General features: G+C 73.1%; 10 protein-coding genes and 1 pseudogene. 6 read left to right on the top strand and 5 right to left on the bottom strand.

The genetic code is table 11. From position 1 onward, the window contains the following. The 6 genes and pseudogenes from G5C62_RS09915 to G5C62_RS09890 form a co-directional block, all read left to right on the top strand. Positions 1–350: pseudogene (locus G5C62_RS09915) on the top strand (type I glyceraldehyde-3-phosphate dehydrogenase); the annotation flags it as partial. Next, the gene (locus tag G5C62_RS09910) at positions 350–1,543 is read left to right on the top strand and encodes a phosphoglycerate kinase (RefSeq protein WP_164700842.1); all 1,194 of its coding nucleotides are present in this window, start codon (positions 350–352) and stop codon (positions 1,541–1,543) included. The pseudogene G5C62_RS09915 and the gene G5C62_RS09910, both read left to right, overlap by 1 nt. Positions 1,544–1,552: 9 nt before the next feature. Next, complete coding sequence (gene tpiA, locus G5C62_RS09905; RefSeq protein WP_164700841.1) at positions 1,553–2,362, top strand: triose-phosphate isomerase; 810 nt, start codon at positions 1,553–1,555, stop codon at positions 2,360–2,362. A gap of 37 nt (positions 2,363–2,399) precedes the next feature. Beyond that, a complete protein-coding gene (locus tag G5C62_RS09900) occupies positions 2,400–4,172 on the top strand; it encodes an ABC transporter substrate-binding protein (protein ID WP_231558473.1) in 1,773 nt (590 codons plus the stop codon). A 119-nt stretch (positions 4,173–4,291) separates the two neighbouring features. Further along, positions 4,292–4,522 carry a preprotein translocase subunit SecG gene (secG, locus tag G5C62_RS09895; RefSeq protein WP_036338697.1) on the top strand — a complete coding sequence of 77 codons (231 nt, stop codon included), beginning with the start codon at positions 4,292–4,294 and terminating at the stop codon, positions 4,520–4,522. Between the two features lie 212 nt (positions 4,523–4,734). Further along, positions 4,735–5,076, top strand: coding sequence for an RNA polymerase-binding protein RbpA (locus G5C62_RS09890; RefSeq protein WP_036338695.1), 342 nt, complete (start codon positions 4,735–4,737; stop codon positions 5,074–5,076). Between the two features lie 131 nt (positions 5,077–5,207). Here G5C62_RS09890 and pgl read toward each other — a convergent pair whose 3' ends face one another. From pgl to tkt, 5 genes are all read right to left on the bottom strand, one after another. Then, positions 5,208–5,981: a 6-phosphogluconolactonase gene (pgl, locus tag G5C62_RS09885; protein WP_164700840.1), complete on the bottom strand. Its 774-nt coding sequence runs from the start codon at positions 5,979–5,981 to the stop codon at positions 5,208–5,210. Beyond that, on the bottom strand, positions 5,978–7,216 hold the full coding sequence (locus G5C62_RS09880; RefSeq protein WP_164700839.1) for a glucose-6-phosphate dehydrogenase assembly protein OpcA: 1,239 nt from the start codon (positions 7,214–7,216) through the stop codon (positions 5,978–5,980). Before G5C62_RS09880 ends, pgl begins: the two co-directional genes overlap by 4 nt. Positions 7,217–7,262: 46 nt before the next feature. Next, positions 7,263–8,786 (bottom strand): glucose-6-phosphate dehydrogenase, encoded by a 1,524-nt coding sequence (gene zwf / locus G5C62_RS09875; RefSeq protein ID WP_164700838.1) that lies wholly within the window; start codon positions 8,784–8,786, stop codon positions 7,263–7,265. Between the two features lie 144 nt (positions 8,787–8,930). Next, complete coding sequence (tal, locus tag G5C62_RS09870; RefSeq protein WP_164700837.1) at positions 8,931–10,037, bottom strand: transaldolase; 1,107 nt, start codon at positions 10,035–10,037, stop codon at positions 8,931–8,933. Positions 10,038–10,124: 87 nt separating this feature from the next. Then, the gene (gene tkt, locus G5C62_RS09865; protein ID WP_164700836.1) at positions 10,125–12,356 is read right to left on the bottom strand and encodes a transketolase; all 2,232 of its coding nucleotides are present in this window, start codon (positions 12,354–12,356) and stop codon (positions 10,125–10,127) included. Between the last annotated feature and the right edge of the window lie 10 nt (positions 12,357–12,366).

Below are 12,366 nucleotides of genomic sequence, written 5' to 3'. Positions count from 1 at the left end.
TGGTGCTGCCGGAGCTGAAGGGCAAGCTCGACGGCTACGCGCTCCGCGTCCCGGTGCCGACCGGCTCGGCGACCGACCTCACCGTCACGCTGTCCCGCGAGGTCACTCTCGAGGAGGTCGACGAGGCCTACAAGGCGGCTGCCGCCGGCCCGCTGGCGCCGTACCTGGTCTACACCGACGCGCCGATCGTCTCTTCCGACATCGTCACCGACCCGGCCTCGTGCATCTACGACGCGGGTCTGACCAAGGTGTTCGGCAACCAGGTCAAGGTCGTCGGCTGGTACGACAACGAGTGGGGCTACTCCAACCGCCTCGTCGACTCCGTCGTGCTGGTGGGCAGCAAGCTCTGATGCGGTCCGTCGACGAGCTCATCGCCGACGGGGTGTCGGGTCGGCGCGTGCTGCTGCGCGCCGACCTGAACGTCCCGTTGGACTCAGACAGCGGCGCGATCACCGACGACGGCCGGATCCGGGCCAGCCTGCCCACGATCTCGGCGCTCCGCGAGGCCGGCGCCCGGGTCGTCGTCGCCGCGCACCTGGGCCGCCCCAAGGGCGAGCCCGACCCGCGGTACTCCCTGGCGCCGGTCGCCGCACGGCTCGGTGAGCTGCTCGGCACCGAGGTGCCGCTGGCCGCCGACGTCGCCGGCCCCGACGCCACGGCGAAGGTCGCGGCGCTCGCCGACGGCCAGGTGCTCATGCTGGAGAACGTCCGCTTCGAGGCCGCCGAGACCGGCAAGGACGATGCCGCTCGCGGCGAGCTGGCCGACCGGCTCGCCGGGCTGGCCGACCTCTACGTCGACGACGCGTTCGGTGCCGTGCACCGCAAGCACGCCTCGGTCTACGACGTGGCCGAGCGGCTCCCGCACGCGGCCGGCCGGCTGGTCGCCCGCGAGCTGGAGGTGCTCACCCGGCTCACCGAGAGCCCGGAGCGGCCCTACGTCGTCGTGCTCGGCGGCTCCAAGGTCAGCGACAAGCTCGGCGTGATCGAGGCGCTGCTGCCCAAGGTCGACCGGCTGCTGGTCGGCGGGGGGATGACCTACACCTTCCTGGCCGCGCAGGGCCACGAGGTCGGGACGTCGCTGCTGGAGGCCGACCAGGTCGACAGCTGCCGGCGGCTGCTGGCCGAGGCCGGCGACCGGATCGTGCTGCCGGTCGACGTGGTCTGCACCCCGGAGTTCAGCGCGGACGCGCCGACCACCGTGCTGCCGGCCACCGAGATCCCGGCCGACCAGATGAGCCTGGACATCGGGCCGAAGAGCGTCGAGCTCTTCGCCGAGGCCCTGGCCGGCGCACGCACGGTGTTCTGGAACGGGCCGATGGGCGTGTTCGAGCTCGCTCCCTTCCAGGGCGGCACCCGGGGCGTGGCGCAGGCCGTCGGCGCGATCGACGGGCTCTCCGTCGTCGGCGGCGGCGACTCCGCGGCCTCCGTGCGCCAGCTCGGGCTGGACGAGGCGGCCTACGGGCACATCAGCACCGGCGGCGGCGCGTCGCTGGAGTACCTCGAGGGCCGGGAGCTCCCCGGGCTCGCGGTGCTCGCGGACTGAGGGGCGACGATGGCACGCACGAAGCCCAGGCCGCCCCGGGAGGGCCGCCGTCCGCTCATCGCGGGCAACTGGAAGATGAACCTGACCCACCTCGAGGCGATCGGGCTGGTGCAGAAGCTGGCCTTCTCGCTGACCGAGCCGCAGCTGGAGGACGCCGAGGTCGTCGTCGTCCCGCCGTTCACCGCGCTGCGCAGCGTGCAGACGCTGGTGGCCGGCGACAAGCTGGAGATCGGGTACGGCGCGCAGGACGTCTCGGCGCAGGACTCCGGCGCCTACACCGGGGAGGTCAGCGGGGCGATGCTCGCCGCGCTCGCCTGCCGTTACGTCCTGGTCGGCCACTCCGAGCGGCGCACGCTGCACGGTGAGGACGACGCGGTGGTCGCGGCCAAGGTGCAGGCGGCGCTGCGGCACGGGCTGGTCCCGCTGCTGTGCGTGGGGGAGGGGCTCGACGTCCGTCGGGCAGGCACCCACGTCGCGCACTGCACCGACCAGCTGGACCGGGCCCTGGACGGCGTCCCCACCGAGCAGCTCCAGGAGCTGGTGGTCGCCTACGAGCCGGTGTGGGCGATCGGCACCGGTGAGGTGGCGACGCCGGATGATGCGCAAGAGGTCTGTGCGGCGCTGCGGGCACGGCTCGCCGAGCGTCACGGCGCGGACACGGCCGCCGCGGTCCGTATCCTCTACGGCGGATCGGTCAAGGCCGGCAACACCGCCGGCATCCTCGCCGGGCCGGACGTCGACGGTGCACTAGTCGGCGGGGCGAGCCTGGACGCCGACGAGTTCGTACAGATCTGTCGTACCGCTGCCGGTGGGAGCTGACCGCCGCCGGCACTGACCGGGCGGAGCAGCACCCACGTTGACGCACAGCACGGAACGGCGACCGGCCGCCCAGCGCACCCCTCGGGGAGCGGGGCGGTCGGTCGTCGTCGTGTTCCTGGCCGCCGCCCTGGCCGTGCTGACCGGCTGTGGCAGCGAGAACAGCGGGCTGGCCGGGGTGCCGACCGTGGCGGCGGAGCCCGACAGCGGGGTCGAGGGGGTGCGCGCACCCTCGGAGGAGCCCGGCGGGACGCTGCGGCTGGTCACCGGCGAGATCGACAGCTTGGACCCGCAGCGCTCCTACATGCCGTCGGTGTGGAACCTGATGCGGCTGTACACCCGCACCCTGGTCACCTACTCCGCCGAGCCGGGCAGCACCGACGAACTGGTCCCCGACCTCGCCACCGACCTCGGCACCAGCACCGACGGCGGCCGCACCTGGACCTTCACCCTGCGCGAGGGCGTGCGGTTCGAGGACGGCCGGCCGATCACCTCGCGCGACGTGAAGTACGGGATCGAACGCTCCTTCGCCTCCGACGTGGTCGTCGGCGGCCCCACCTACGTCGTCGACCTGCTCGACGACCCGGCGGACCCCTACGCCGGGCCCTACCAGGACGAGACCGCCGACCGGCTGGGGCTGGCCTCGATCGAGACCCCCGACGACCGGACGATCGTCTTCCGGCTCACCAGTCCGGCGCCGGACTTCCCCTTCGTCATGGCCCTGCCCTCGAGCAGCCCGGTGCCGGCGGAGAGCGACACCGGCGGCGACTACGGTGCCCGTCCGGTCAGCTCCGGCCCCTACCTGATCACCTCCGTGGACCCGGTGGCCGGCATCGTGCTGTCCCGCAACCCGCAGTGGGACCCGGCCACCGACGACGTCCGCACCGCCCTGCCGGACGAGGTGGTGGTGCGCACCGGTCTCTCCGGCGTCGCCCGCGACCAGGCCCTGCTGGCCGGGTCGGCCGACGCGGACCTCTCCGGGACCGGCGTGCAGCAGGCCACCACCAGCCGGCTGGACGACGAGGACCTGGCCGCGCGGATCGACGACGTCACCACCGGCACGGTCCGGCTGCTGGCCCTGCCCACGACGGTGGCCCCGATGGACGACCCGTCCTGCCGGGCTGCCGTGGCTGCCGCGGTCGACCGGTCGGCCGTGCAGCAGGCCCTGCTGGGGGCCGGCAACGCCGTGCGGACGTCGGTGCTCTGGCCGCGCGCGGTCGCCGGAGCCCCCGAGGAGTCCGACCCCCAGCCGGATCTGGCCGCTGCACGGGCGGCGCTGGCCGCCTGCGGTCAGCCCGACGGCTTCAGCACGGTGCTGGCCGTCCCGGACGTGCCGTCCAGCGTCGAGGTGGCCGAGGCCATCGCTGCAGACCTCGCGGAGGTGCGGATCGCCGTCGAGGTGCGCCCGCTGGACCCGGCCACCTACTACGCCACGGACGTCGGCAACCCCGATGCGGTGACCGCCGCGGGATACGGGATGGTGCTCGCCACCTGGACCGCGGACTTCCCGACCTCGGCGTCCTTCCTGCTCCCACTGGTCGACGGGCGCTCGATCCGCAAGGTCGGCAACACCAACTACGCGTACCTGGACGACCCGGCCGTCAACGGGCTGGTGGACGCCGCCCGGGCAGCGACCGAGCCGGCCGCGGCTGCCGACGCCTGGCGCCAGGTCGGGTACGCGGTGCAGGAGACGTCGGCCTATGTCCCGCTGGTGGAGAACCGGGTGCAGTTGCTGGCCGGCCAGCGGCTGCGCAACGGCGTGGTCATGCAGCCCTACGGGGGCTACGACGTCGCGACGGCCGGCGTCCGCTGACCGGCCCTGGCTGAGCGGATGCCCTGGCCCCGTCGGTTAGGCTGGACCGTCGAGAGCCCCCGACCCGACGGGTGCGAGCCCACCCACCCCGTTGTGTACGGGACAGGAGACCAAGAACGATGGAGTTGTTCCTCAACGTCCTGCTGGTGCTCACCAGCCTGTTGCTGATCGTGCTCATCCTGCTGCACCGCGGCAAGGGCGGCGGTCTGTCCTCGATGTTCGGTGGTGCGGTGTCCTCGCAGCTGTCCGGCAGCTCGGTGGTGGAGAAGAACCTCAACCGGCTGACCGTCTTCGCCGGTCTGCTGTGGGCCGTCTGCATCGTGGCGCTCGGGATCCTGCTCAAGGTCTGACGAACGACCCTCTCCTCACGAGCCCGGCGCGGGCCCCCGGGAGAGGGCCGCTGTGCGGGCCGGCCCGTGCGATCGTTCCCATCGGTGCAAGGGCGCGTGGCGGCACACAGGGTGTTCACATCGTGACCCTGAACGGGCTGGTCAGGCCCTAGACTGCCCCCGCGGTGATCAACTCAGTCACCGCGACGTGGCAGCGATCAGGGGGGCCTCTCGTGGCTGGTGGGAACGCGATCCGGGGGAGCCGGGTCGGTGCGGGACCGATGGGTGAGGCCGAACGTGGCGAGGCAGCGCCTCGGAACCGGATCGGCTTCTGGTGCGCGAACAACCACGAGTCGCGGGTCGCCTTCGCGACGGACGTCGACGTCCCGGAGACCTGGGACTGCCCGCGGTGCGGGCTCCCGGCCGGGACCGACCAGCAGAACCCGCCGCCGGCGCCGCGGACGGAGCCGTACAAGACGCACCTCGCCTACGTCCGGGAGCGCCGGTCGGATGCGGACGGTGACGCCCTGCTGGAAGAGGCCCTGAGCCGCCTGCGCGCCCGCCGCGGCGCCTGATCAAGGACCCCGCTGCCCCCCGCCACTCGCGCGCTCGCGGCGGGACCCTGCAGCGGGGCCGTTCCAGCACGTCACCGGGCCCGGTCACCCCATGAGCAGCTGGGGTGACCGGGCCTTCGGCTGTCCTGGGCTCAGGCGCGGGGGAGCTGGCCGGCCGCTGCGGTGTCCAGCAGCCAGCGGGTGGCCTGCTTGCCCTGCGCCCCGGCCGCCGGGAGCTGGACCGGGTCGGCGCCGGACAGTGCCCGGGCGACGGCCTCGGCCTTGCCCTCGCCGCTGACGAGCAGCCAGACCTCCTCCGCCGCGGTGATCGCCGCGAACCCGAGGCTCACCCTGGTCGGCGGCGGCTTCGGACAGTCGTGGACCGCGACCACCGGACGGTCGTCGGTGGCCGCCGGGGACTCCGGGAAGATCGAGGCGACGTGGCCCTCCGGCCCCATGCCCAGCAGCAGCACGTCGATCCGGGGCATCGTCTCGCCGTCACCAGCGGCTGCGGCGAGCTGCTCGGCGTACCAGGCCGCTGCCTCCTCCGGCTCGTCGAAGCCCGCGTCGGAAGAGGGGATCGGGTGCACCCGCTCCGGGTCCAGCGCCACCTTGGTCAGCAGCGACTCGCGGGCGCCGAGCTCGTTGCGGTCCGGGTGGTCGACCGGCACGAAGCGCTCGTCACCCCACCACACGTCCACCAGGCCCCAGTCGATGACGGCGTGCTCGGGCTCGGCGGCCAGTGCGGCGACCCGCTCGAGCACCGCCGTCCCGATGCCCCCGCCGGTGAGCACGACCGAAGCCGTCCCGTGCACGGCCTGGGCGGCGGCCAGCCGGGCGACCAGCGCGGAGGCCACGGAGCGGGCCAGCTGGTCGGCGTCCGGCTTCACCACCACGTCCGGCGTCCGGCCCTCCTGCTGGCTCATCGTGTGCGCGCCTTCCTGGTCGGTGCCCCGCCGCCTGCCGCCGACGGTGCGTCGGGGGCCTGGACGGTCCGCTGCTCGGCGGAGTCGTCGGCGGGGGAGTCGTGTTCGCCGGCCTCGGCCACCTCGTCGGCGTCGGCCGAGTCGTCGGGCACCGTCGGCGCCGGCGTCGCGGCCGACGCCTGGGGGGCGCTGCCCGCTGCAGGGGGCGCCCCGTTGCCGTTGACCGGCTCGGAGGTCTGCTGCGGCCGCATGGGGTCGTACCAGACGTGGTCACGGCAGGCCGGCCGGTCGGAGAGACCGGCCGCCCCGGTCACCGCCTCCAGAGCCTCGCTGTAGGGCTCGTCGGAGTCCAGCCGACGGAGCTCCTCACCGATGAGCTCACCGAGACTGCGGTCGGGCAGCGCGACGATCGCCTCCGGGCGGAACGGTTGGTTGATGACCGCGCCGCCCTTGCGGTCCTCCTGCACCCGGACCACCTCGTCCTGGTCCAGTCGCAGCTCGACGCTGTCGATGCCGGCGGACCCGGGCACCCGTGCAGTGCCGACCACCGGGATGTCGCAGCCGCACCGGGAGGACAGCCAGCCGGCGACCAGCTGGGCGGTCGCGCTCTCCGGGTCTCCCTCGACCTGGCCACCCCGGACGCGCACCGAGTCGCCACGGCGACCGGAGACCGAGTCCAGGGTCGAGGCCAGGGTCGCCCGCCACGGGGTGCTGCGGGTCCACGCCAGGTCGGTGTCACCGGGCGCGTAGTCGTGCGCCCGGATCCGCAGCGCGGCCACCGGGTCGGCGCTCATGGCGGAGTCGGTGATCCGGCGGTCGGCGATCACGCCGAGCGCGTCCCGGGCGATCTGCTCCGGCGGCGCCTCGTGCCACCAGGTGACGACGGGGGCGTCGGCGGCCAGCAGCGGCAGCACGACGGACTCCGCGTGCAGACCCAGCCGGCCGTACATCCGCATGACGACGGCCTCGCCCGGGCCCAGCCGGCCACCGATGAGCACCTCGGCGTCCAGCCGCGGCACCGGCGCCTCGACCTGGCGGCGGACCACGAGCAGCAGCCGGCAGGGGTGCACCTCGGCCGCGGCGGACGCGGCCTGTTCGGCCTCCGCGACCCGGCCCTCGTCGGCGACGACCACCAGGGTGAGCGCCACCCCGCTCATCACGGCGCCGCCGGTGCGGCGCTGGGCGGCCAGTTCCTTGACCACCGCGGATCCGGTGGTGTCCCACAGCGTGGTCATGAGGTCCCCTCCTGGGGAGTCGCGCGGGCGGTGGGTGGGCGGCCGTTCACGGTCGGCGCCACTGGCGGCCGTCGGCCTCGAGCATGGCGTCGGCGGCCCGCGGACCCCACTCGCCTGCCCGGTACGGGTGCGGCTCGGTGGACGCCCAGTACGCCTCGAGCGGGTCGATGACCGCCCAGGAGGCCTCCACCTCGGCGTTCCGGGGGAACAGCGTGGCGTCGCCGAGCAGCACGTCGAGCAGCAGGCGCTCGTAGGCCTCGGGGCTGGCCTCGGTGAACTGCTCGCCGTAGAGGAAGTCCATCGCGACGTCGCGGACCTCCATCACGCTGCCGGGGACCTTGGAGCCGAACTTCAGCGTCATGCCCTCGTCGGGCTGCACCCGGATGACGAGCTGGTTGTGGCCGAGCTCCTCGGTGTCGGTGGGCGCGAAGGGCAGGTGCGGAGCCCGCTTGAACACCAGGGCGATCTCGGTGACCCGGCGGGGCAGCCGCTTGCCGGTGCGCAGGTAGAACGGGACGCCGGCCCAGCGCCGGGTCTCCACGCCGAGCCGGACGGCGGCGTAGGTCTCGGTGGTGGAGTCGGCGGCCACGCCCTCCTCCTGGCGATACCCGATCGCGCGCTGGCCGGCGAGCCAGCCCTGCTCGTACTGGCCCCGGATGGCGAACTGGACCATGTCGTCGTCGGCGGGGACGGAGACCGCCCGGAGGACCTTGAGCTTCTCGGTGCGGATCTCCTCCGCGGAGAACTCGACCGGCTCCTCCATGGCGGTCAGCGCCAGGAGCTGGAGCAGGTGGTTCTGCAGGACGTCGCGAGCCGCGCCGGTCTTCTCGTAGAACCCGGCCCGCCCGCCGATGCCGACGTCCTCGGCCATGGTGATCTGCACCGAGTCGACGTGGTGGCCGTTCCAGATCGGTTCGAACATCGAGTTCGCGAAGCGCAGGGCCAGCAGGTTCTGGACCGTCTCCTTGCCCAGGTAGTGGTCGATCCGGAAGACGTCGTCGGCGGTGAACACCGAGTCGACCAGCTCGTTCAGCTCGCGGCTGGAGGCCAGGTCGGTGCCGAAGGGCTTCTCCACCACGACGCGGCGCCAGCGGTCCATGCTGCTCTCGGCCATCCCGGTGCGCTGCATCTGCTTCAGCACGGTCGGGAACAGCGCCGGCGGGATGGACAGGTAGAACGCGGCGTTGCCGCCGATGCCGTGGCTGCCCTCGAGCTCGGCCAGGTTGCTCGCCAGTTCGTCGAAGGCGTCGTCGTCGTCGAAGGAGCCCTGGACGAACCGGACGCTGTTCGCCAGCCGCTCCCAGACCTCCTCGCGCCACGGGGTGCGGGCGTGCTCGCGCGCGGCCGAACGCGCCAGCTCGGAGAACTCCACGTCGCCCCAGTCGCGGCGGGCGAAGCCCAGCAGCGCGAAGTTGGTGGGCAGCAGGCCCCGATTCGCCAGGTCGTAGACGGCGGGGAGGAGCTTCTTGCGCGAGAGGTCCCCGGTGATCCCGAAGACGACCAGGGCGCAGGGCTCGGGGACCCGGGGCAGCCGCCGGTCCCGTGGGTCGCGCAACGGGTTGGTGGGCATCGTGTCCGTCCTCGATCAGCTCGCAGGGTGCCGCCGTCCGGTGCGGCGCCGGACCGGACGGCGGACGGTGTCCAGAGGGTGGTGCACAGGCGGACCTGCTCGGGGCCCGGGCGGCGGGTGTGCCGCCGCCCGAGCCCCGGCGGGTCAGGCCTTGTCCTGCAGCTGCTCCTGGACCGAGCCGGTCAGCTCGTCCCAGGCGTCGACGAACTTCTGCACGGCCTCGTCCTCGAGGACGCGGAACACGTCGTCGAGGTCGACGCCGGCGTCGGCCACCGCCTGCATGACCTTCTCGGCGTCCGCGTAGGCCGACTGCACCGGGGTGCCGGCCTGGCCGTGGTCGGCGTAGGCCTGCATCGTCTTCTCCGGCATGGTGTTCACCGTGTCCGGGGCGATGAGCTCGGACAGGTAGAGGGTGTCGGAGTAGTCCGGGTTCTTGACCCCGGTCGAGGCCCACAGCGGCCGCTGCTTGCTGGCGCCCTTGGCCTCCAGCGCCTTCCAGCGGTCGGAGGAGAAGACCTCCTCGTAGGCCTGGTAGGCCAGCTGGGCGTTGGCGACGCCGGCCTTGCCCTTGAGCGAGGCGTCGGCACCGGCGTCGTCCAGGCGCTTGTCGATCTCGGTGTCCACCCGGGACACGAAGAACGACGCCACGGACTCGATGCCCTCGAAGGAGGCGTTCGGGTCCTCAGCCAGCCGCTGCTCGAGGCCCGTCAGGTACGCGTCCATCACGGCCTTGTACCGCTCGATGCTGAAGATCAGCGTCACGTTCACGCTGATGCCCTTGGCGATCGAGGTGGTGATCGCCGGGAGGCTCGCCAGCGTCGCCGGGATCTTGATGAAGAGGTTCGGCCGGTCGACGAGCCACCACAGGTGGGCGGCCTCGGCGGCGGTCGCGTCCTCGTCGTGTGCCAGCCCCGGTGCGACCTCCAGCGAGACGCGACCGTCCCGGCCGGTACGCGCGGCGACCGGCGCGAGCAGGTCGCAGGCGTCCCGGACGTCGGCGGAGGTGATGGTGCGCAGCGCCTCTTCGACGCTCACCTTGCGCACCGCCAGGGCGTGCAGCTGGTCGTCGTAGGACTTCGACCCGCTGATCGCCGCGGCGAAGATGCTCGGGTTGGTGGTGACGCCGACGACGCTCTGCTCGTCGACGAGCTGCTGCAGGTTGCCGCTGCGGATGCGGTCCCGGGAGAGGTCGTCGAGCCAGACGGCGACCCCCGCCTTCGACAGCTGTGCCAGGTTCTCGTTCTGGGCCATGTCATGCCCTCCTGTCGGTGTGGTTTGTCGGCCCCGTCCCGGGCCCCACCTTGAGCGTGCGAAGGGTGGGGAGGACGGGGTCCTTCCTCAGTGGTCGGCGGTGGCGTCGGAGCTGAAGACCCCGCCGCGGGAGACGCCGGCACCGCTCGGCGGGTTGGCGCCGGAGGCAGCGGCCTCGATGCTCTCCTGTGCAGCCGCGACGACGGCGTCCTCGGTCAGCCCGAACTCCTCGTACAGCTTCGAGTAGGACGCGCTGGCGCCGTAGTGGTTGAGCCCGACGATCCGCCCGGCGTCGCCGACGAACTCCCGCCAGCCCATCGGCACCCCGGCCTCGACGCTGACCCGCGCCTTGACCGACGGGGGCAGCACCTGCTCACGGTAGGCCTGGTCCTGCTCGGCGAACCACTCCCAGCAGGGCAGGGACACGACCCGGGTGGGCACGCCCTGCGCCTCGAGCTGCTCCCGCGCGGCCACCGCGATCTGCACCTCGGAGCCGGTGCCCATGAGCACCACCTCCGGCTGGCCGTTGGACGCCTCGGCCAGCACGTAGCCGCCCTTGGCGGTGCCCTCCGCCGAGGCGAACTGGGTGCGGTCGAACACCGGCAGGTTCTGCCGGGACAGCGCCAGACCGGCGGGCCGGTCGTTGTGCTCGAGGATCGTGCGCCAGGCCACCGCGGTCTCGTTGGCGTCGGCCGGTCGGACGAAGTCCAAGCCCGGGATGGCGCGCAGCGCGGCGTAGTGCTCGATCGGCTGGTGGGTCGGGCCGTCCTCGCCCAGGCCGATCGAGTCGTGGGTCCACACGTAGGTGACCGGCAGCTGCATGAGGGCGGCGAGCCGCACCGCGCCACGCATGTAGTCGGAGAACGTGAGGAAGGTGCCGCCGTAGACGCGGGTGCCACCGTGCAGCGCGATGCCGTTCATGACCGCGCCCATGGCGTGCTCACGCACACCGAAGTGCAGCGTGCGGCCGTAGGGGCCACCGGACCACATCTTGGTCTGGCGGCTGGCCGGCAGGAACGAGGGCTCGCCCTTGACCGCGGTGTTGTTGCTCTCGGCCAGGTCGGCCGACCCGCCCCACAGCTCGGGGAGCTCGGGGTAGAGGGCGGCGAGCACCTCACCGGAGGCCTTGCGGGTGGCGACGCCCTTCGGGTCGGCGTCCCAGGACGGCAGCTTCTCCGCCCAGCCCTCGGGGAGGGTGCGGGTGCTCATCCGCTCCAGCAGGGCGGCGCCCTCGGCGTTGGCCGCGGTCCAGGCGTCGAACCGCTGCTGCCACTCGGCGTGTGCCTGCTGGCCGCGGGTGACGGCCTTGCGGGTGTGCTCGATGACCTCGGGAGCGACGTCGAAGGACTTCTCCGGGTCGAACCCGAGGATCTCCTTGGTCGCCTTGACCTCGTCGTCGCCGAGCGCCGAGCCGTGCACGGCGCCGGTGTTCTGCTTGTTCGGCGCCGGCCAGCCGATGACCGTGCGGAGCACGATGATCGACGGGCGGGTGGTCTCGGCCTTCGCGGCGGCGAAGGCGGCGTCGACGGCCGCCAGGTCCTCGCCGTCGTCGACGTGCTGGACGTGCCAGCCGTAGGCGGCGTAGCGGGCACCGACGTCCTCGGTGAAGGCGACGGTGGTGTCGTCCTCGATCGAGATCTTGTTGTCGTCGTAGACCAGGACGAGGTTGCCCAGCTGCTGGGTGCCGGCCAGCGAGGAGGCCTCGCCGCTGACGCCCTCCTCCAGGTCACCGTCGGAGGCGAAGGCCCAGATGGTGTGGTCGAACAGGCCCTCGCCCTCGGCGGCGTCGGGGTCCAGCAGGCCGCGCTCGCGGCGGGCGGCCATGGCCATGCCGACCGCGTTGCCGACGCCCTGGCCCAGCGGGCCGGTGGTGGTCTCGACGCCGGCGGTGTGCCCGACCTCGGGGTGGCCCGGGGTCTTGGAGCCCCAGGTGCGCAGGGCCTGCAGGTCCTCCAGCTCCAGGCCGTAGCCGGCCAGGTACAGCTGGACGTACAGGGTCAGGCTGGAGTGCCCCATGGAGAGCACGAAGCGGTCACGGGCGGCCCAGTTCGGGTCGCTCGGGTCGTGCTTCAGCCACTTCTGGAACAGCAGGTAGGCGACCGGCGCCATGCTCATCGCGGTGCCGGGGTGGCCGTTGCCGACCTTCTGCACCGCGTCCATGGCCAGGACGCGTGCGGTGTCGATGGCCGCGCGGTCCAGGTCGCCGAAACCCTCGGGGAGGGTCGGGCTGGGCTGGCGGGGCGAGCCGGTCGAGGAGTCGGTGGCGGCCTCGGCGGGGGCCTCGGGTGCGGTGCTCTTGGTTCCGTTGTCGCTGGTCATGTGGCGCTCG

This window comes from Modestobacter sp. KNN46-3, from assembly GCF_011039295.1.
This window is presented reverse-complemented; position numbering and strand designations above follow the sequence as displayed.

Bases quoted from the DNA above. Each gene is read 5' to 3' on its own strand.
- pgl (WP_164700840.1), bottom strand. From the start codon at position 5,981: ATGAGCCAGCAGGAGGGCCGGACGCCGGACGTGGTGGTGAAGCCGGAC.
- tpiA (WP_164700841.1), top strand. From the start codon at position 1,553: ATGGCACGCACGAAGCCCAGGCCGCCCCGGGAGGGCCGCCGTCCGCTC.
- G5C62_RS09880 (WP_164700839.1), bottom strand. From the start codon at position 7,216: ATGACCACGCTGTGGGACACCACCGGATCCGCGGTGGTCAAGGAACTG.
- tal (WP_164700837.1), bottom strand. From the start codon at position 10,037: ATGGCCCAGAACGAGAACCTGGCACAGCTGTCGAAGGCGGGGGTCGCC.
- tkt (WP_164700836.1), bottom strand. From the start codon at position 12,356: ATGACCAGCGACAACGGAACCAAGAGCACCGCACCCGAGGCCCCCGCC.
- G5C62_RS09910 (WP_164700842.1), top strand. From the start codon at position 350: ATGCGGTCCGTCGACGAGCTCATCGCCGACGGGGTGTCGGGTCGGCGC.
- secG (WP_036338697.1), top strand. From the start codon at position 4,292: ATGGAGTTGTTCCTCAACGTCCTGCTGGTGCTCACCAGCCTGTTGCTG.
- zwf (WP_164700838.1), bottom strand. From the start codon at position 8,786: ATGCCCACCAACCCGTTGCGCGACCCACGGGACCGGCGGCTGCCCCGG.